Origin of the sequence: Serratia sp. 506_PEND (genome assembly GCF_001076875.1) — a bacterium.
GTDB classification, from domain to species: domain Bacteria; phylum Pseudomonadota; class Gammaproteobacteria; order Enterobacterales; family Enterobacteriaceae; genus Serratia; species Serratia marcescens.
Map to the genome: position 1 here is coordinate 1 of NZ_JVEL01000585.1, position 19,621 is coordinate 19,621.

The following is a 19,621-nucleotide window of genomic DNA, read 5'->3' on the forward strand; positions in this document are numbered from 1 at the left end:
GGCGTGCTGTATTCCAGCATCATGCTGCCTTATCTCGGCGAGATCCACACGCTGTGGAGCGCGCTGATTTTCGTCGTGCTGGGCGCGGTGATTGCGCTGATGCTCAATCGCGACGACGGCGCGGCACAGCGCGGCAACCGGGAAAAAGCGTCGCTGGGTTACGTCTTGAAAGGCATCACCATCGCGTTTGAAAACCCGAAGATCGGCCTGGGCGGCATCGTGCGCACCATTAATACCTCTGCGGCTTACGGCTTCGTCGTATTCATGCCCATGTACATGATGGATATGGGGTTCACCCGCACGCATTGGCTGCAGATGTACGCCGCGCTGTGGACGGTCAACATCATTTTCAACCTGATTTTCGGCGTGATCAGCGACGGGCTCGGCTGGCGCAATGTGGTGATGTGGTTCGGCTGCGTCGGCTGCGCCTTGACCACGCTGATGTTCTACTACGTGCCGCAATTCTTTGGCGCCAACTACCTGCTGACCGTGTGCGCCGCCGGGTTGTTCGGCGCCTGCCTGGCGGCGTTCGTGCCGCTGTCGGCCATCATGCCGTCGCTGGCGCCGGACAATAAGGGCGCGGCGATGTCGATTCTCAATCTGGGCGCCGGCCTGAGCACCTTTGTCGGCCCGGCGGTGGTGGGGCTGTTTATCGGCAGCCTCGGCGCCGTTGGCGTGATCTGGATCTTTACCGGCTTGTACCTGTTCAGCGGCGTGCTGATGAAATTTGTCACGCTGCCGAAAGAAAGCGCGACGGCGCAGGAAGAACGCGGCGCGAGTTTGGCGAAAATATCCTGACCGATCGTGAAGTTCACAGTTTTAAGGGGAAATTTATGATTAATCATCAAACTACGGCGCCGCGCGAGCTCTCGCTGCAGGGCAAGGTGGCGCTGATTACCGGCGGTGCTGCAGGGATCGGTCTCGCGATTGCCGAACGCTATCTGCAAAACGGCGCGCGCGTGGCGCTGCTCGATCGGGCGCCGCAGGTTGCGGAAGTGGCGCGACAGCTGGACGCCGAGGCGGCGCTGGGCGTCGTGGCCGACGTCACCGATGCCGCGTCGGTGGAGCGAGCGGTGGCGCAGATTGAGGCGCATTTCGGGCGGCTGGACGTGCTGGTCAACAGCGCCGGCATCGTCGCGCTGCATCCGGCCGAGGAGCTGCCGGAAACGGCGTGGGATGCAACCCTGGCGGTCAATCTGAAAGGCGTGTTTCTTACCTGCCAGGCGGTAGGGCGCCGTTTCATTAGTCAGCGCGGCGGCAGCATCATCAATCTCGCCTCGCAGGCCGGGGTGGTGGCTTTGCCTAATCACTTGGCCTATTGCGCCAGCAAAGCGGGCGTGATCGGGTTGACCCAGGTGCTGGCGCTGGAGTGGGGGCCGCACAACGTGCGGGTCAACGCCATTTCACCCACCGTGGTTTTGACGGAGCTGGGCCGTAAGGCCTGGTCTGGCGAGGTGGCTGAGCAGATGAAGCAGAAAATCCCGCTGCGGCGCTTTGCTGAGCCGCAAGATATCGCCGCCAGCGCCCTGTTTTTGGCCGGTGACGCGGCGGCGATGATCACCGGCGCCAACCTGGTGGTCGACGGCGGTTACACCATTCAATAATTTCTTATTCAGGCGACAGAGAGGCCGCGATGAACAGAATCATTAACGATCCCGATCACGTAGTGGAAGACGCCATTCAGGGCTACAGGCTGGCCCACCCGAACTATTACGCCGCCACCGACAATGCGCGGGTGTTGAAATATCCGCCTGCGCCGATCGCCGGCAAAGTGGGCATCGTCACCGGCGGCGGCTCCGGCCATGAGCCGGCGTTCCTGGGCTATGTCGGCAAAAACATGCTGGATGCCGTCGCGATTGGCGAGATTTTTTCATCGCCTACGGCGGGGGCTTTTCTCGACGCCTTCAAGGCGGCGGACAGCGGTGCGGGCGTCGCTTGCCTGTACGGCAACTACGCCGGCGACAACATGAACGTCAAGATGGCGATCAAGAAGGCCACGGCGGCCGGCATACGGGTGAAAACCGTGGTGGCCAACGATGACGTCGCCTCGGCGCCGGCCAGTGAGAGGGACAAGCGACGCGGCGTGGCCGGCGAAATTCTGATGTGGAAGGTCGGCGCGGCGGCGGCGGCCAAAGGATACGATCTGGACGGCGTGATCGGCGCGGCGCAAAAAGCCATCGACCGGTGTCGTTCGATCGGCGTCGGCCTCAGTTCCTGCACCATTCCCGCAGTCGGCAAACCCAATTTTCATATCGAAGACGGCAAGATGGAGATCGGCATCGGCCATCACGGCGAACCGGGCATTGAGGTATCGCCGATCCAGTCGGCGTCGGCGATGGCCGGCACCATGCTCGATTTTGTGCTCAACGATATGCCGTTGGAACAAGGCCAGGAGGTGGCGTTGCTGATCTCCGGGCTTGGCGCCACGCCGGTGATGGAGCTGTATATCTATTATGCCGAAATAGAGCGCCGGTTGACGGCGAAAGGCGTGCGGGTGCATCGGCGCTACGTCGGCAATTACTTCACGTCGCTGGAAATGATGGGCGTGACGCTGACGCTGATGACGCTGGATGACGAACTGAAAACGCTGCTGGACATGCCGGCGCAATCTTTAGGCTTAACCCAGGTGGAGTGAATCATGACGGAACAAATTTCAACCCGGTACGGCAGTGAGATCGTTACGGGGCTGATAGAAACCATTGTCAGCAACCGCGAATACCTGAGCGAAATCGACGGCGCCATCGGCGACGGTGACCATGGCATTAATATGTCGAAGGGATTCACGATGTGCGGCGATGCCATTCGCGGCCGCGAGCTCACGCTGGCGCAGGCGTTCGATGCGGTATCGGATGCGCTGATGGAGGGCATCGGCGGTTCGATGGGGCCGCTGTACGGCAGCCTGTTCATGGGCATGGCGGAGAGCGTCCGTGAGCGCAGCGTGCTGGATAAGCAGGCATTTTTGGCGATGTTGCACGGCGGATTGAGCGAACTGCAGGACATCAGCAGCGCGGGCGTGGGCGACAAGTGTCTGATGGATACGCTGATACCGGCGGTGGCGGCGTTTGAGCAGGCGGCCGGGCGCGGTGACGACTTCGCCGCAGCGCTGGAAAAGATGAGGATCGCCGCGGAACGCGGGCGCGATTCCACGCGTGAGCTGGTGGCGAAAATCGGCCGCGCCAGCCGTCTGGGCGAGCGTTCGCGCGGCGTACTGGACGCCGGCGCGGTATCTTGCTGCCTGCTCTTGACTCGATTGGCGGACGAGGTGGAACAACGACTGAATACCGTTGCCGCCTGATCGCGTTATACTAGCGGGCATTCAGCCTTGTCGGAGGGGCGTGTATCGTCCCTCCGCCATCATCAACCGGCCTGCCGTGGGGAAACGTCTAACGGATGGAAAAACAAACTGTGTCCCAGGATAACGAACTGCTGACCGAAATCGCCGTTGCTTATTATCAGGATGAGATCACGCAGGAAGAGATCGCCAAAAAATTCGGCATCTCACGGATCAAAGTCGGTCGTTTGCTCAAGCGCGCCAAGGAAGAAGGCATCGTCGAGATCAACGTGCGTTATCACCCGGTATTCAGCACCCGGCTGGAACAGCAGATGATGGAGCGTTTTCCCATCAGCCGCGCGTTGATCGCGCTCGACCATCAGGACGAAGAGGAACAGCGTCGGCAGGTGGCTGCGCTGGTGTCCAACTATCTGGCGATGTCGCTGAAAGACGATATGGTGTTGGCGGTCGGCCAGGGACGCAACGTGGCGGCGATCGCCGATCACGTCGGCAGCGTGACGGAACGCAACTGCAAGTTCATCTGCGGCATCGGCGGCACCCACCGTCCGGGCGATGCGATCAACGCCGACCATATCAGTCGGCGCTTGGCGAAGAAGTTCGGCGGCAGCAGCGAGACGCTTTACGCGCCGGCCTACGTCGAAAATCGCGCGCTGAAAGACGCCTTCATGCAGAACGGCACGATCAAGGAAACGCTGGACCGCGCGCGTAAGGCCGATGTGGCGTTAGTCGGCATTGGCGACATGAATGAAAACAGCTATATGGTGAAATTGGGGTGGTTTACGCCGCACGAGATTATCGACGCCAGCCTTAATCAGGGCGTGATCGGCGACATCGCCGGCTATGACTTTTTCAATGCTCAGGGGCAGCATGTCGACACGGTGATGAATGACAGAGTGATCGGGCTGAGCATTGATGAGCTGCGCAAAATCCCTTGCGTGATCGCCATTGCTTCCGAGAATACCAAGGCGTTGGCGATTTTGGGCGCTTTGCGCACTGGCGCCATCGACATTATCGCCACCAGCGCGCTCAATGTGCGCACTATCCTCAACATGTCGCAATAGCGGCACCTGCAAAAAAAAAGGGTTCAGCGCCAGGCTGAACCCTCAACGATCTCCTCATTTGACCGATTATTTGCTCAGGTTGACATCGATCGCCTGATAGAAGGCGTTGGCGGTGTCGGCTATGTCCCACACGGCAAGGATCACGTGCGAACCGCTGCGATCTGCCGGTATGTTGCACTGGTGGGTGACCTGTGCGGCAGGGATGGCGCCGCCGTCGTTGAACTGGCAGAACGGCGTTAGGTCAAAGGAAGCGCGGGTCAGCGGCTGCGAAGCGTCCCAGTTCGGCTTGGTGATGAAATAGCGCCAGCTGGTGGTGCTGTGACGGGCGGTCAGCTTCCAGGTAAAGGAGTTCGGGCCGGTTTTCAGGTTGAGCTTGTTCCAGCGCGTCGGCGTTTGCTGATCCAGTTCGAAGAAGGTGGACTTGTCGGCGCTGGCGATGTGGCCGTCAGCCGGGCCGGCCTGTGGGAAGCCTTTCAGGCCTTCGACGCTCTGCGGTTCGTACTGCACGCTGCCGCACTGCGTGTTGAGCTGCAGTTTGCACTGATAGGCGCGGCTGGCCGGCGATTCGACATAACCGTGAGCATTCGCCTGTTGCGAAACGCCGAACATGGCCGCGCTCAGCAGGCCCAGAGAGAGCAGGGTACGGGAAGTTTTGTTCATAAGTCACTCCTGACTGAAATTATGTTGTAAGTTGAGCGTATTTCACCGACAAAATGAGAGACTAATAACGCAATTGGAAATAACCCTTCTTGTCGGCTTGTTTTATTTTTACCATTCTGGTTTGGCCGTAGATTGGAATGTTTTACCGGCTATTAACGAAAAATATTATGATGACGATCTTTGATCGTTAGGCCGAATTTATTTAACTGTCACAGTGTAAAAGCACGGCGCTATGATGAAATTTATATCAAGTAGTGATGAATAGTATTTAAGATAGCGCTCTCATTTATGAAGTATATTGCTTGTTGCGTTGAGTACCCTTGTTTGATTTGATCGATTTTTGTGCGCCACCACCTTGGGAATTTAGTGTCATTTTTCTTATTTTATTTTAAAGAGGAATTTGTATGACTAGATTATCCCTGGACGCGATTAAAATAATCAGCACCATCAAGAACACCGGATCTTTCTCTATGGCGGCGGAGGCGCTGCATAAAACGCCTTCGGCGATCTCTTATCGGGTTTCCAATATTGAAAGCAAACTCTGCGTGAAACTTTTTCATCGTAATGGCCCCATGATTACCCTGACGGATGAAGGGGAGTTTCTCCTGCAGGAGGGCAGCTGGATATTAAATGCGGTGCAGGATCTGGAAAGCCGGGTGCGCAACATTCCCAAGCTGGACAATAATATCCGCCTGGCGGTAGACACCTTCTTCCCGCTGGAAACGCTGACGCAGGATATCCGCGACTATATTCAGCATTGCCCGAACGCCAATATCTCGGTGCAGCGGGAAGCGTTGAACGGCACCTGGGATGCGCTGAAGAACAACCGGGCGGACCTGATCATCGCCATCGGCCAAATCCCCGACAGCGTGCAGGCCAAAACCCTGATGCTCGGCAAGCTCGACTTTGTGCTGTGCGTGTCGCCTTCCCACCCGTTCGCGGCGCAGAGAACGCCGGTATGCAAGAAGCAGCGGCTGAACGACATCGTGGTCGCGATCGCCGACAGCAGCCATGAGCTGCCTAAACGCAATCACGGCACGCTGCCCTTGCAGCGTCAGTTGGTGGTATGCGATGTGGAAAGCAATCTGGCGCTGCTCAAGCGCGGCATCGGCCACGCTTTTCTGCCGCCTGCGTTGATTGAAAAGGAACTGGCCAGCGGTGAACTGGTGACGGTGCCGGTGGAGATGCAAAAGGGGGACGAAATGATTTGGCTGGCGTGGCATCCGGCCAGCAAGGGCGCCGGGTTTAACTGGTGGCATGAGCGGCTGACGCGCAAAAGCGATGTCTACAGCCTGATGGGCCGCGAAGTGGTGCGGGATGGCGGTTATCCATGGTGCCACAACTGAAGGAATAGAGACGAAGGGACGCGAAAATCAAACGGTTAACTCAATGAAAACCCCGCAGCATTCGGCTACGGGGTTTTTTTACGGCTTACGCCAGGCGGCCCACCTTCAGCCAGGCGCTGTCTGAGCCGGGCGCCGAGGTGATATAACCCCACTTGGTCTGCCAGACGTAGCCTTGGTAGGACACCAGCGCGCCCTGGGCGTAAGTGGTGCCCGGCACATAGGCCGGCGCGGTCATGATCGGCAGGTTGCCGGGGCCGACGCCGGTATATCGCAGGCCGGTGCCCATATCCAGCTGGCTGTCGTCGTAGTCTGCGGCGTTGAAATAGCGATCCAGCGCGGCCAGCAGATCGCCGTTGCGGTTGTCTTGCCCCAAATGCCAGAACATTACGCCGCCCAGCTGCTGCTGCTTGATGTACTTCGCTTTGTATTTGAAGCTCTCGGCATCGTCATAGGTGACAAACAGCCCGTTCTGCGCATGATACAGATACGGGGTTTTGGTCTTATCGTTCCACAACCGCTGATAGCCGTAGTTGCCCTGCAGCATCTGCTCCAGCTGGCGATAGGAGGCGATGCGCGGATCCTTGTCGCGCACGCACTCGTCGCAGCCCACCAGCCAGTAATCGGCGTTCGGATACGGATCTTCGCCCGGCGTGCTGTGGCTGCTGTACTGGCCGCCGTTGCCGCCGCTGACGCCCTTGAAGGCGCGGCCGTAGAAGGGCACGCCCATGACGATTTTGGCGCTCGGCACGCCTTCCATCATCAGGTGCTGCTGCACGGCGGCGTCGACCGTCAGGCTGAACGGGCTGGGGAAGACGCGGGTCAGCTCTTCCCAGCTCCAGCCCAGATTGGCTTCGCGCAGTGCGTTGTAGAAGGTCGGCCCGGCCGCGTCGCCGAACAGCGCCGCCTGGTGGTTGGTGATCTTCTCCCAGGGGCCGGCCAGATCGTAGGTCATCAGGTTGATGTAATCGAGTGGCGCGACGATTTGCGCCAGCTTGCTGTAATAGCGCGACAGGAAGAAGGCGCCGCCGGCGCCGGCGATGGTCAACTGATACGGCAACGCCTGGCGGCCGTCCGCGATGGTTTGCTGGTTCAGCAAGGTGCGGATCTCCTGCAGCGCGGCGATGAAACCGTCCACTTCCGCCGCCTGCGGATACTCCCAGTCGATGTCCACGCCGTCGAAGCCGTAATCCTTCATGATGCGCACGCAGGATTGGGCGAACTTGGTGCGCGCCGCCGGGGTTTTCACCGCGTTGACGTAGTTGGCGTGCGACACGCCCAGATCGTTGGAGTAGTACCAGCCGCCGATGGAGAACATGATGCGCAGGCTGGGGTTGTGCGCTTTGAGCGCGGTTAAACGGTTGACCACATCGCGCGCCTTGGCGTCGTTGGTGGCCGGATCCCAGGCGCATTCCAGGTTGCTGTTGATATCCAGGAACGAGAAGTTAATGTGCGTCAGCTGTTTGGCTTTGGCCGGCGTGATGTTGGAAACCGGGAACGGCACGACAGACGTATCGGTCTCGGTGTAATTATTGATTTGGTTGGTCGGAATAAAATAATACCCAATAACGGCTTTGCGTGTGGACATGGTATTTCTCCAGAGTGGATGTTTTTCAATGGGGGAATATTCCCCGTCGCCATTAATGTTTATTTTCCTCGAGAATAAAAGTCGAAATAAATCACCATAAGAATGAATTTTTATTAACTGCCGCATGCATTGGCGTTTTATGCGTTGTGCCAACGTTCAGCGTGAATGAATTCGACCATAGGGCCTGTATTTATTCATTTGCTTTGTAATAGCATCCTTAACTAGATTCTGAGTATCCGATGTCCCGCCGGCCGTGATTGGCATTTAATTAAAAATAAAAAGGAGATGAGCTATGTCCAGCATAGGGCCTGACGCTGTTGGCTTAATAGTCCAGCGAGTATGTGAATATCTTCAGCCGGTATTGAACGCCATTCTGGCCGGCGTGATGGCGCTATTACATGGCGCCTACCGCAACGTGGGCATTCGGCGCCGTTTATTGAATGCGGCGATGTGCGCGTTATTGGCCTGGACGGTGCGCGATGCGCTGGCGCTGATGGGCCTGGAATTAAAGTGGGCGAATTTGGCCAGCGTACTGATTGGTTTTATGGGGGCGGATTACATCAACGCCTTAATTAAAAAATTCATCGGCAAAAAGACGGGGTTTAAAAATGTTAAATGACATTGAAGAGATTCGTTTTACCGCCCGCAGCGAAGAGAACCTGCGCGGCGTGCACCCGGATCTGGTGCGCGTTATTCGCCTGGCGCTGCGTTATTCGCTGGTGCCGTTTTCCGTCAGCGAGGGGCTGCGCAGCATGGCGCGCCAGCGGGAAATGGTGCGCGCCGGCAACAGCCAAACGCTGCGCAGCCGCCACCTGACCGGGCACGCGGTGGACGTGGTGGCGATGCCGGCGGGCGTGGCCTCCTGGGAGTGGGATTACTACGCGCAGATTGCGGTGGCGGTGCGGCGCGCGGCGCGTGAATGCGGCATCAACGTCGAATGGGGCGGCGAATGGAAAACCCTCAAGGATGGCCCGCACTTCCAACTGCCGTTCCGGGACTATCCGGCATGAGCGGCTGGCTGCAAAAACTGATGCAGGGCGGCTTGCTGCTGTTGTTGCTGGCGGCCATCTGCCTGGGTGGCTACAGCTCGCTGCTGTCGCACCAGTTGGCGTCTGCGCGGCAACAGGCGGCGGAACTGCAAAAAAGCCTGGCGCAGCAGGCGGGGCTTATCGCCACCTTGCAGACACAGGATGCGCAAAATCGCGTGCTGATGGCGGCGCAGCAGCGGCAGGAACGGCAGTTGCGCCAACAACACGAGGCTTATCAGAGGAAATACCGTGAAGCGATTAAAAACGATCCCTGCGCCGCTCAGCCTCTGCCTGGCGCTGTGTTTGAGCTCCTGCGCCCGGCCGCCGGCGCCGCAGGCCGTGCCGCTGTTGCCCCCTGAGTCGGTATTCGCTCCCTGTGAGCAGCCGCAGTTGCAGGGGGAGACCTGGGGCGATGCGGTAAGCTATGCCCTGGCGTTACAAACCTCGTTACACATTTGCGCCGGCCAGGTGGAGACGCTCAACGCCTGGCGCGCCACGCTGCCGCCGCGCTGACGGCGGCGTTTCTCTGCTCGCCTCGCAGATCTTCTTTTTTTACTTTTAAAACGCTCTTTCGACCAAGGTTATGGCGCGCTTCAAAGTTTGTGATGTTTCTCTCACTATACTTCAAGGCTGTGCCCTGTCATTGTAATTGGGCGCCATGGCCCACGGCAGGGCGCAGCCTCAAAGCCTTACCTCAACATAAAAGCAAAAAACAAAGGAATCCATAATGGACGAACAGCTCAAACAGAGTGCCCTTGATTTCCATCAGTTTCCTGTCCCAGGGAAGATCCAGGTTTCCCCTACCAAACCGTTGGCGACCCAGCGCGATCTGGCGCTGGCCTATTCGCCGGGCGTCGCCGCGCCTTGCCTCGAGATCGCCGAAGATCCGCTGGCGGCCTACAAATACACCGCGCGCGGCAATCTGGTGGCGGTGATTTCCAACGGCACGGCGGTACTGGGTCTGGGCAATATCGGCGCGTTGGCCGGTAAGCCGGTGATGGAAGGCAAGGGCGTTTTGTTCAAGAAGTTTTCCGGTATCGATGTATTTGATATCGAAGTGGATGAGCATAACCCTGACAAGTTAATCGACATTATCGCCGCGCTGGAACCGACCTTCGGCGGCATCAACCTGGAAGACATCAAGGCGCCGGAGTGTTTCTACATCGAACAGAAACTGCGTGAGCGCATGAAGATCCCGGTATTCCACGACGACCAGCACGGCACGGCGATCATTACCACCGCTGCGGTGCTCAACGGCCTGCGCGTGGTGAAGAAGAACATCTCCGACGTGCGGCTGGTGGTGTCCGGCGCCGGCGCGGCGTCCATCGCCTGTCTGAACCTGCTGGTGGCGCTGGGGCTGCGTCAGCAGAACATCACCGTCTGCGATTCCAAGGGCGTCATCTATAAAGGCCGCGACGCCAACATGGAGCAGACCAAAGCCGCCTACGCCATCGAGGATAACGGCCAGCGCACGCTGGGCGACGCCATCCCGAACGCCGACATCTTCCTCGGCTGCTCCGGCCCGGGCGTCCTGACGCAGGATATGGTGAAAACCATGGCGCGCGATCCGCTGATCATGGCGCTGGCCAACCCGGAACCGGAAATTCTGCCGCCGCTGGCCAAAGCGGTGCGCCCGGACGCCATCATCTGTACCGGCCGTTCCGACTACCCGAATCAGGTGAACAACGTTCTGTGCTTCCCGTTCATTTTCCGCGGCGCGCTGGACGTGGGCGCCACCACCATCAACGAAGAGATGAAGCTGGCCTGCGTGCATGCCATCGCCGATCTGGCGCTGGCGGAGCAGAGCGACGTGGTGGCTTCCGCGTATGACGATCAGGATCTCTCCTTCGGGCCGGAATACATCATTCCGAAACCGTTCGATCCGCGTTTGATCGTCAAGATCGCGCCGGCGGTGGCCAAGGCGGCGATGGATTCCGGCGTGGCGACGCGCCCGATCGAAGACTTCGACGCCTATGTGGAGAAGCTGGCGGAGTTCGTCTACAAAACCAACCTGTTCATGAAACCGATCTTCTCGCAGGCGCGCAAAGAGGTGAAGCGGGTGGTGCTGGCGGAAGGCGAGGAAGAGCGCGTGCTGCACGCCACGCAGGAGCTGGTGTCGCAGGGGCTGGCTTTCCCGATCCTGGTCGGCCGCCCGAGCGTGATCGAGATGCGCCTGAAAAAGCTGGGCCTGCAGCTGACGCCGGGCAAAGATTTCGAGGTGGTGAACAACGAGTCGGATCCGCGCTTCAACGAATACTGGGGCGAGTACTACCAGATCATGAAACGCCGCGGCGTTTCGCAGGAACAGGCGCGCCGCGCGGTGATCGGCAACCCGACGCTGATCGCCGCCATCATGCTGCACCGCGGCGAAGCGGACGCGATGATCTGCGGCACCATCGGCAGCTATCACGAGCATTACGACGTGGTGAAGAATGTGTTCGGCTTCCGTGAAGGCGCGCACGTCGCCGGCGCGATGAACGCGTTGCTGCTGCCGAGCGGCAACACTTTCATCGCCGACACCTACGTCAACGACGATCCGACGCCGGAACAGCTGGCGGAGATCACCCTGATGGCGGCGGAAACCGTGCGCCGCTTCGGCATCGAACCGAAGGTGGCGCTGCTGTCTCATTCCAGCTTCGGCTCGTCTGACTGCCCGGCGGCGCGCAAGATGCGTAAAACGTTGGAACTGGTGAACGAGCTGGCGCCGGAGCTGGAGATCGACGGCGAAATGCACGGCGACGCCGCGCTGGTGGAGAGCATCCGCCACGATCTGATGCCGGACAGCCCGCTGAAAGGCTCGGCCAACCTGCTGATCATGCCGAACATGGAAGCGGCGCGCATCAGCTACAACCTGCTGCGCGTTTCCTGCTCGGAAGGGGTGACCGTCGGACCGGTGCTGATGGGGGTCGCCAAACCGGTGCACATCCTGACGCCGATCGCCTCGGTGCGCCGCATCGTCAACATGGTGGCGCTGGCGGTGGTCGAAGCCCAGACCGAACCGCTGTAAGCCCGGGTTGAGTGACTGGCCCCCTGCGCCGTTGGCGCCGGGGGCTTTTTTATGCCTTGCAGCGCGCGGCGATGGCGCGAATATCCTGCGGTGTGGTGCGGCAACAGCCGCCGATCAATTGCGCGCCGAACGCGTGCCACTCTGTCGCCTGATCGGCCAGGCTGCCGTGTTCGCCGTCGCAGGCGTGCCAGGTTTTGCTGACCGCATCGTAGTGCTCCCCGGAGTTTGGGTAGACCAGCAGCGGCTTGTCGGCCAGCGCGTTCAGTTGACGCAACGCCGGGGCGACCTTGTCCAGCGCGATGCAGTTGATGCCGATCGCCAGCACCTGCGGGTTGCCGCGCAGCGCGGACACGACCTCCGTCAGCGGCGTGCCGTCGCTGAGGTGTTGGCTGTCGCGCAGGGTGAAGGCGAACCAGGCGCCGAGCGTCGGGAACTCCTGCAACAGCGTCAGCAGCGCCTGCAGTTCAGCGAACGACGGCAGCGTTTCGCAGGCCAGCAGATCGACGCCGGCGGCGGCCAGCGCGGCGAGGCGAGGGCGGTGGAAGGCAATGAAGTCATCCTGCGCCAGCCGATAGTCGCCGCGGTATTCCGAGCCGTCGGCCAGATAGGCGCCGTACGGGCCCACCGAGCCGGCGATCAGCAGCGGCGCCGCTTGCGGGTGCGCGGCCAGATAATCGCGGCGCGCCCGCTGCGCCAGCTGCACGCTTTTGGCGATCAGCGCCAGCGACTGATCCTGATCCAGGCCGCGGCGCAAGAAGCCCTGCGGCGTGGCCTGATAGCTGGCGGTGATGGCGCACTGGGCGCCGGCGTTGAAATAATCGAGATGCACCTGATAGATAAGCTCGGGATTTTCAATCAGCACCTTGGCCGACCACAGCGGATCGGTCAGGTCGCAGCCGCGTGCTTCCAGTTCGGTGGCCAGCGCGCCGTCCAGGATCAGCGTCGGCTGTTCGGCCAGCAGGCGGGCGACGGGGTTGTTAACCGACATGTTGTTCTCCCAAAGCATTTTTTTGCCCGGCGCGCCGGGTCAGGAAATAGGTGAGGTAGCACAGGGCGACGAACGGCAGCCCGCAGTAGAGCGCAATGCGCTGCTCCGGATCGAACGCCAGCCCGATGCAGGCCAGCAGGCACAGCGCAAAGCCGAGGATCGGCGTCAATGGATAGCCGGGCGCGCGGTATTTCAGGCCGCTTATCGTCTGGCCGCTGCGCAGGTAGGCGCGGCGGAAAGCATAGTGGGCCGCGCAGATGCTCAGCCACACCGCCACTACCGCAAAGCCGGAGATCGCCGACAGGGCGACGAACACCGTGTCCGGCGCGATCACGCTGGTCAGCAGCGCCAGCACGCCGCCGAGCATGCTGAAGGTCAGGGCGTTGATCGGAATGCCGCGCGCATTGACGCGGGCGAAGTAGGCCGGCAAGGTGCGCTGGTGGGCCAGCGACCACAGCATGCGCCCGGAGGCGTACAGGCCGGAGTTGGCCGCCGACAGGATGGCGGTCAGGATCACGAAGTTGAAGATATCGGCGGCGTAAGGCACACCGATGCGTTCAAACACCAGCACGAACGGGCTTTTGACGATCCCCGCCTGATCCATCGGGATTAACGCCGCCAGCACGAAGACCGTGCCGATAAAGAACAGCATCAGGCGGATCACCGTGGTGCGGATCGCCAGCGGCACGACTTTCTCCGGGTTCTCGGTTTCACCGGCGGCGATGCCGATCAGTTCCGTGCCGGAGAAGGCAAAGTTCACCGCCACCATGGTCATCAGGATCGGCAGCGTGCCGTGCGGCAGCCAGCCGGAAGCGGTCAGGTTATGCAGGAACGGCGCCGGGGTGCCGTCTTTCATCGGCAGCAGGCCGAACATGGCGGCGCCGCCCAGAATGATGAACGCCAGAATGGTCACCACTTTGATCAGCGAAAACCAGAATTCACTTTCGGCGAAAAAGCGGGTGGTCACCACATTGAGCAGGAAAATCGCCGCGCAGAAGATCAGGCACCACAGCCACACCGGCGACTGCGGGAACCAGTACTGCATGCAGAATCCGGCGGCGGTCAGGCTGGAGCCCAGCGCCACTGTCCAGGTGAGCCAATACAGCCAGGCGACGGCATAGCCGGTGGCCGGCCCCAGATAGCGCGAAGCGTAGACGTGAAAGGCGCCGGTTTCCGGCATCGCCACCGACAGCTCACCCAGGCACAGCATCACCAGATACACCACCAGCGCGCCGATCAGGTAGGCCAGCAGCGTGCCGAGCGCGCCGGTGGTGGAAATGATGTAGCCGGTGTTGAAAAACAGCCCGGTGCCGATCACGCCGCCCAGCGACAACATCACCAGGTGCCGGGCCTTCATGCTGCGTTTGAACTGCCCTGCGGCGGGCGCCGATGCGTGCATAATAATCTATCCGTATAGACGTCTAAATATCTGAATGGCTATTGGTTATACCCGTAATGCCTTTTTAACGCAATGCGCCACCGGCGATAGCCGCGTAAAAAAATCGTTAAGCCGGATCTATATGCAAATGATAATTATTATCTATAATGTCGCCATTTTCGATAATGGGGCAACATGATGAGATATTTGATTTTATTGGCGGCCTTGGCGCTCGGCGCCTGCAGCCAAACGCCGGTGAAGGCGCCGGCCAATGACGTCGCGAGTTTGGGGAGCATCACCGATCTGCACAGCGGCGCGGCCCTGACGCCGGAGCAGCTGTTGACGCGATTGGCGCAGCAGCCGCGGGTGATCGTCGGGGAAAAACATGACAATCCTTACCACCATCAGATTGAGCAATGGCTGGTGCAGCAACTGCCGCAGCGGCGGCCGCAGGGCAGCGTGCTGATGGAGATGATCAACCCGAACCAGCAGACGCAGGTAGACAAGGTCAAACAGTGGTTGCAGAGCGACCCCACGGTGCGTGACGGCCGCGTGGCGGAGCTGATCGCCTGGCAGCCGGGCTGGAAGTGGGAACTGTATGGCGGGGTGACGATGGCGGCGATGCGCGCGCCATACCCGCTGTGGTCAGCCAACCTGGATCGCAGCGAGATTACGGCGTTCTATCAACAGCCGCAGTTCCCGGCGGGGCAGCTATCGGCGCAGCCGGCGGTGCGCAAGGCGCTGGAAGAGACCATCCGCACTTCGCACGGCGGCAAGATTGAGGCCGACCAACTGCGCGCGATGCTGGCGATCCAGCAGCAGCGCGATCGGCGCATGGCGGAGCGTTTGCTGGCGGCGCCCACGCCCGCGCTGTTGATCGCCGGCGGCTATCACGCCGCCAAATCGGTGGGCGTGCCGCTGCACGTGCGGGATCTGCAACCGGCGGCGGCGGCGACGGTGCTGATGCTGGCGGAGCCGGGCGTACAGGTCGATGCGAACACCGCAGACTACCTGTGGATCACACCATCAGTGAAATGAATACGTTAAGGCAGTGAAAAGGGGTGTTAATTATAGTTGCAAATGATTATCATTAGTAAATGTGATCTGCAATCATTCGCAATTAAACAAGCTAATGCCCCTATGTTAAGTCAGTCTTATTCCCTTCCGGCCTTTGAGCTGCCGCAGCCGCGCTGGGCGCGCGGCCTGCTGCTCGCCCTGGCGGCGCACGCGGCGTTGGTGCTGCTGTTTTATTGGCCGCAGACGGCGCGGGAGCCGGTGGCGCTGCCGCCGCCGGCGGTGATGATGAGCTGGGCGGCGCAGATTGAAGCGCCGGAAAGCAAGCCGTTGCCGCTGGGCGTGCAGCAGGCGGAGTCCGCCGCGGCGCAGCCCGCGGAGCAGCAGCAACAGCCGGATCTGCCCAAGCTGGCGCGCGCCGATAAAGCAAAAATCGTGACGGCGCAGAAGAAGCGCGCTGAACACCGTCCCCCGCAAAAAGCGCAGCCGAAGCCGCAAGAACAGGCCAAAGAGACGCGCAATGCCGCCGCGTCCAGCGCCGCCGCGCCGCAGGCGCAGACGATCTCCCACCAGACCGCCGCCCCGATCAACAGCGACGCCAACAGCAATGCGCAGGCCAAACTGTCGTGGGAGAGCCTGGTGAAAGGCAAACTGAACCGCATCAAGGATTACCCTTTGGATGCCCGCAGCCGCCGGCGCAGCGGCATGCCGCAGGTCAGTTTCAGCGTCGATGCGCAGGGGCGGGTATCGAACGTGATCCTGCTGGTGCGTTCCGGCACCGCGTCGCTGGATCGGGAAGCGGTGGCGGTGGTGTCGCGCGCGCAGCCGTTGCCGCCGCCGCCGCCGGAGATGCTGCAACAGGGGGCCGTCAGGGTAAGGATGCCGATCGATTTCAATCTGGCGGAGCTGAACGCCCGCCGTTAATGCCCGCAGACGCCGCCTCGCCGCCGTCCGCCTTTTCAAACTTCGTGAGGGATTATGAATCCGCTGTTATTCACCCCGCGTCGCCGCATTGCGGCCGCGCTCTGGCTTTCTTTAGGCGTCGCCGGCGCCGCGCTGGCGCAACCGCAGCCGCCGTTGGCGGAACGCGCGCCGAAAGCGCTGACGGCGCATGGCGAGACGCGCACCGACGATTACTACTGGCTGCGCGACGACAGCCGAACAGAGCCGAAGGTGCTGGACTACCTGAAGGCGGAGAACCGCTACACCGAGCAGATGATGGCGCCGTACCAGAAGCTGCGCGCCACGCTGTATCAGGAGATGCTGGGCCGCATGAGTCCTGACGATCGTTCGGTGCCGTATCAGCTCAACGGCTATCGCTATCAGGAAAGCTACGCCGCCGGTAAAGATTTCGCGCGGTATCAACGCCAGGCGCTCACCGCCGACGCGCCGTGGCAAACCCTGCTGGACGCCAACCAGCGCGCCGCCGGCCACGCTTACTATCGCCTGGGGGCGATGGACATTAGCCGGGACAACCGCCGTCTGGCGGTGGCCGAAGATCTGCAGGGCCGCCGCCAATACCGCATCTCCCTGCGCGAGTTAGGCTGCGAACGCTGGTCGCCGGAAACGCTGGAAAACACCTCCGGCAACATGGTGTGGGCCAACGACAACCAAACCCTGTTCTACGTGCGCAACCACCCGCAAACGCTGCTGCCGTATCAGGTCTACCGTCATCAGTACGGCACGCCGCCGGCGGAAGATAAACTGGTGTATCAGGAAAACGATCCGGCGTTCTACCTCAGCCTCAGCCGTTCTTCTTCGCGTGACTACCTGATACTCACCATCAGCGGCAACACCACCTCCGAAGTGCGCCTGATCGACGCCAGCCAGCCGCAGCGCGAGCCGCAGCTGTTCGCCGCCCGGCAGAACGGCCGCGAGTATTATCTCGATCACTACCGCGGCGAGTTCTATTTGCGTTCCAACCATCAGGATCCGAACTTCGGCCTGTACCGCACGGCGGCGGCGGGCAAACCCTGGCAGACGCTGATTGCGCCGCAGGCGCAGCACGAGGTGGAAAGCTTCAGCCTGTTCCGCGACTGGCTGGTGGTGCAGGAACGCGCCAACGGGCTGGTGCAGCTGCGGCAAATCAGCTGGGACGGTAAAACCGAGCGCGCCATCCCGTTCGACGACGCCAGCTACATGGCCTGGCTGGGCTATAACCCGGAGCCGGACAGCGATCGGTTGCGCTACGGTTATTCGGCGATGACCACGCCGACCCGCACCTATGAGTGGGATCTGAACAAGGGCGAGCGCACCCTGCTCAAGCAACAGGAAGTGAAAGGCGTCGATCCCAGCCTGTATCACAGCGAACGCATTTGGATCGCGGCGCGCGACGGCGTGAAGGTGCCGGTCTCGCTGGTGTACCGCACATCGCTGTTCAAAAACGGGCATAACCCGCTGCTGGTGTATGGCTATGGCGCTTACGGCATGAGCATGGATCCGGCGTTCAGCGCCAACCGCATCAGCCTGCTGGACCGCGGCTTCGTCTATGCGCTGATCCACGTGCGCGGCGGCGGCGAGCTAGGGCAGCGCTGGTACAAACAGGGCAAACTGACGCACAAACCGAACAGCTTCAACGATTTCATCGACGCCACCCAAGCGCTGATCAACGACGGCTATGGCCAGCCGGGGCGCATCTACGCCATGGGCGGCAGCGCCGGCGGCTTGCTGATGGGGGCGGTGATCAATCAGGCGCCGCAGCTGTACAACGCGGTGGTGGCGCAGGTGCCGTTCGTCGACGTGGTGACCACCATGCTGGACGACAGCATTCCGCTGACCACCGGCGAATACGAGGAGTGGGGCAACCCGCACCAGCCGGCCGCCTATGCGCTGATGAAATCCTACAGCCCGTACGACAACGTGCGCAGGCAGCATTATCCGAACCTGCTGGTCACCAGCGGTTTGTACGACTCGCAGGTGCAGTATTGGGAGCCGGCCAAATGGGTGGCGAAGCTGCGGCGTTTCAAACAGGGCGATTCGCTGCTGCTGCTCTCCACCGACATGACCGCCGGCCACGGCGGCAAATCGGGCCGCCTGGCGCGGCTGGAAAACGGCGCGCTGGAGTACGCCTTTATTCTGGCGGCGGATCGGCAGGCGCAGAAATAACCTTCAGCGCCGCGGCACGCTGCGGCGCAATAAAACAATAACAATCTTTTACCGCGCGTTTCGGCGGACTTTTTGCTGGGCATTGTCGGCCATCAAACCTTATTGGCTATTTCTGGGGATATATGAAAATCAAAATGATAGCGAGCCTGATCGGCGCGGGACTGGCGCTGTACGGGCCGGCTGCGGCCGCGCAGGAACAGGCGGAAAATAATAAAGGCAGCGTGGCGTTCAGCCCGCTCAACGTCTCGGCCGCCGACGGCGGCAAGAGCAGCGAAAAAGAGGCGTTGGCCAGGCCGGGCGCGTTCAGCTCGCGCGACGAAAACAAAAATCTGGAGTCGGTGGACAGCATTCTGCGCAGCATGCCGGGCACCTATACCCAGATCGATCCCGGCCAGGGATCGGTCAGCGTCAATATTCGCGGCCTGAGCGGCTTTGGCCGGGTCAACACCATGGTCGACGGCATCACGCAAAACTACTACGGCAACTCGCCGAGCGACGCGGCGCACGGGGGATTGCCCACCAGCCAGTTCGGGGCGCTGATCGATCCTAACTTTATCGTCGGCGTCGACGTGGCGCGCGGCAACGCCACCGGTTCCGACGGGGTGAACGCCCTGGCGGGTAGCGCCAACTTCCGCACCATCGGCGTGGACGATGTGGTGTTTTCCGATAACCCGTTCGGCGTGCGCACCAAATTCTCGGTGGGCAATAACGGCATTGGCCGCAGCGGCATGATCGCCGTGGGCGCCAAAACCGCCGCTTTTGCCGACGGCGGCAGTCTGGGGGCGATGGCGGCGATCAGCGGCAGCTCCATCACCTCCAACTACAAAAACGGCGCCGGTTTCGACAGCGAGATGTTCAACGTCGATAAAACCTACCGCCAGAACCCGAAATCCCAGCTGTTCAAGGTGGACATCAAGCCGGATGCCTTCAACAGTATCGAACTGTCGGCGCGCAGCTACCAGAATAAAATCACCCGCCGCCACATCGACAGCGACGATTTCTACCTTAAATACCACTACGCGCCGTTCTCCGAACTGATCGATTTCAACCTGACCGCCAGCACCAGCCGCGGCGAGCAGAAGTTCATGTCCGACAACATGGCGGGATTCAGCGACAGCACGGCGAAAAACATCTCCGATGCGCTGGATATCAACAAC

At 60.8% G+C, this 19,621-nt stretch carries 19 protein-coding genes; 15 read left to right on the forward strand and 4 right to left on the reverse strand.

Going from position 1 to position 19,621, the window contains the following annotated elements; all coding sequences use genetic code 11:
- The 5 genes from ADK28_RS26130 to ADK28_RS26150 all read left to right on the forward strand — a co-directional run.
- On the forward strand, nucleotides 1-798 hold a 798-nt coding region (locus ADK28_RS26130; RefSeq protein WP_048797071.1), incomplete at its 5' end, for an MFS transporter.
- A 35-nt stretch (nucleotides 799-833) separates the two neighbouring features.
- Nucleotides 834-1,604 (forward strand): SDR family oxidoreductase, encoded by a 771-nt coding sequence (locus tag ADK28_RS26135; RefSeq protein ID WP_042705973.1) that lies wholly within the window; start codon nucleotides 834-836, stop codon nucleotides 1,602-1,604.
- A 29-nt stretch (nucleotides 1,605-1,633) separates the two neighbouring features.
- A complete protein-coding gene (locus ADK28_RS26140; protein ID WP_033639686.1) occupies nucleotides 1,634-2,635 on the forward strand; it encodes a dihydroxyacetone kinase subunit DhaK in 1,002 nt (333 codons plus the stop codon).
- A 3-nt stretch (nucleotides 2,636-2,638) separates the two neighbouring features.
- The gene (dhaL, locus tag ADK28_RS26145; protein WP_048797072.1) at nucleotides 2,639-3,295 is read left to right on the forward strand and encodes a dihydroxyacetone kinase subunit DhaL; all 657 of its coding nucleotides are present in this window, start codon (nucleotides 2,639-2,641) and stop codon (nucleotides 3,293-3,295) included.
- Nucleotides 3,296-3,390: 95 nt separating this feature from the next.
- Nucleotides 3,391-4,353: a sugar-binding transcriptional regulator gene (locus ADK28_RS26150; RefSeq protein ID WP_004936575.1), complete on the forward strand. Its 963-nt coding sequence runs from the start codon at nucleotides 3,391-3,393 to the stop codon at nucleotides 4,351-4,353.
- Nucleotides 4,354-4,419: 66 nt separating this feature from the next.
- On the opposite strand, the gene ADK28_RS26155 is transcribed toward ADK28_RS26150, so the two are convergent.
- The gene (locus tag ADK28_RS26155) at nucleotides 4,420-5,013 is read right to left on the reverse strand and encodes a lytic polysaccharide monooxygenase (protein ID WP_004936574.1); all 594 of its coding nucleotides are present in this window, start codon (nucleotides 5,011-5,013) and stop codon (nucleotides 4,420-4,422) included.
- Between the two features lie 404 nt (nucleotides 5,014-5,417).
- Between ADK28_RS26155 and ADK28_RS26160 the strand changes: the two genes are divergently transcribed.
- Entirely contained in the window at nucleotides 5,418-6,359 is a 942-nt protein-coding gene (locus ADK28_RS26160; RefSeq protein WP_033639688.1) for a LysR family transcriptional regulator, read from the forward strand.
- Nucleotides 6,360-6,444: 85 nt separating this feature from the next.
- Here the strand turns inward: ADK28_RS26160 and ADK28_RS26165 are convergent, their stop codons facing one another.
- Nucleotides 6,445-7,944 carry a glycosyl hydrolase family 18 protein gene (locus tag ADK28_RS26165; RefSeq protein ID WP_048797073.1) on the reverse strand — a complete coding sequence of 500 codons (1,500 nt, stop codon included), beginning with the start codon at nucleotides 7,942-7,944 and terminating at the stop codon, nucleotides 6,445-6,447.
- A gap of 292 nt (nucleotides 7,945-8,236) precedes the next feature.
- Between ADK28_RS26165 and ADK28_RS26170 the strand changes: the two genes are divergently transcribed.
- The 5 genes from ADK28_RS26170 (at nucleotide 8,237) to maeB (ending at nucleotide 11,979) form a co-directional block, all read left to right on the forward strand.
- Nucleotides 8,237-8,563, forward strand: a complete 327-nt coding sequence (locus ADK28_RS26170) for a phage holin, lambda family (protein ID WP_033639689.1) — start codon at nucleotides 8,237-8,239, stop codon at nucleotides 8,561-8,563.
- Entirely contained in the window at nucleotides 8,553-8,954 is a 402-nt protein-coding gene (locus ADK28_RS26175; protein ID WP_033639692.1) for a M15 family metallopeptidase, read from the forward strand. The genes ADK28_RS26170 and ADK28_RS26175 overlap by 11 nt, the downstream gene beginning before the upstream one ends.
- On the forward strand, nucleotides 8,951-9,331 hold the full coding sequence (locus tag ADK28_RS26180; protein ID WP_048797074.1) for a DUF2570 family protein: 381 nt from the start codon (nucleotides 8,951-8,953) through the stop codon (nucleotides 9,329-9,331). The genes ADK28_RS26175 and ADK28_RS26180 overlap by 4 nt, the downstream gene beginning before the upstream one ends.
- The gene (gene lysC / locus ADK28_RS32580; RefSeq protein ID WP_004936544.1) at nucleotides 9,312-9,485 is read left to right on the forward strand and encodes an Rz1-like lysis system protein LysC; all 174 of its coding nucleotides are present in this window, start codon (nucleotides 9,312-9,314) and stop codon (nucleotides 9,483-9,485) included. Before ADK28_RS26180 ends, lysC begins: the two co-directional genes overlap by 20 nt.
- Before the next feature lie 214 nt (nucleotides 9,486-9,699).
- The gene (gene maeB / locus ADK28_RS26190; protein WP_016926766.1) at nucleotides 9,700-11,979 is read left to right on the forward strand and encodes an NADP-dependent oxaloacetate-decarboxylating malate dehydrogenase; all 2,280 of its coding nucleotides are present in this window, start codon (nucleotides 9,700-9,702) and stop codon (nucleotides 11,977-11,979) included.
- Between the two features lie 49 nt (nucleotides 11,980-12,028).
- Here maeB and mmuM read toward each other — a convergent pair whose 3' ends face one another.
- Together mmuM and mmuP are read right to left on the reverse strand one after the other, a co-directional pair.
- Nucleotides 12,029-12,967 carry a homocysteine S-methyltransferase gene (mmuM, locus tag ADK28_RS26195; RefSeq protein WP_048797075.1) on the reverse strand — a complete coding sequence of 313 codons (939 nt, stop codon included), beginning with the start codon at nucleotides 12,965-12,967 and terminating at the stop codon, nucleotides 12,029-12,031.
- A complete protein-coding gene (mmuP, locus tag ADK28_RS26200; RefSeq protein ID WP_048797076.1) occupies nucleotides 12,957-14,366 on the reverse strand; it encodes an S-methylmethionine permease in 1,410 nt (469 codons plus the stop codon). The genes mmuM and mmuP overlap by 11 nt, the downstream gene beginning before the upstream one ends.
- Before the next feature lie 177 nt (nucleotides 14,367-14,543).
- Here mmuP and ADK28_RS26205 point away from each other — a divergent pair, with 177 nt between their 5' ends.
- The 4 genes from ADK28_RS26205 to ADK28_RS26220 all read left to right on the forward strand — a co-directional run.
- Nucleotides 14,544-15,383 (forward strand): ChaN family lipoprotein, encoded by an 840-nt coding sequence (locus ADK28_RS26205; protein WP_048797077.1) that lies wholly within the window; start codon nucleotides 14,544-14,546, stop codon nucleotides 15,381-15,383.
- A gap of 102 nt (nucleotides 15,384-15,485) precedes the next feature.
- A complete protein-coding gene (locus ADK28_RS26210; protein ID WP_048797078.1) occupies nucleotides 15,486-16,283 on the forward strand; it encodes a TonB family protein in 798 nt (265 codons plus the stop codon).
- Between the two features lie 54 nt (nucleotides 16,284-16,337).
- Nucleotides 16,338-18,464 (forward strand): S9 family peptidase, encoded by a 2,127-nt coding sequence (locus ADK28_RS26215; RefSeq protein ID WP_082172343.1) that lies wholly within the window; start codon nucleotides 16,338-16,340, stop codon nucleotides 18,462-18,464.
- A 122-nt stretch (nucleotides 18,465-18,586) separates the two neighbouring features.
- Nucleotides 18,587-19,621, forward strand: a 1,035-nt coding sequence (locus ADK28_RS26220; RefSeq protein ID WP_048797079.1) for a TonB-dependent receptor plug domain-containing protein, incomplete at its 3' end; no start/stop codon positions are given.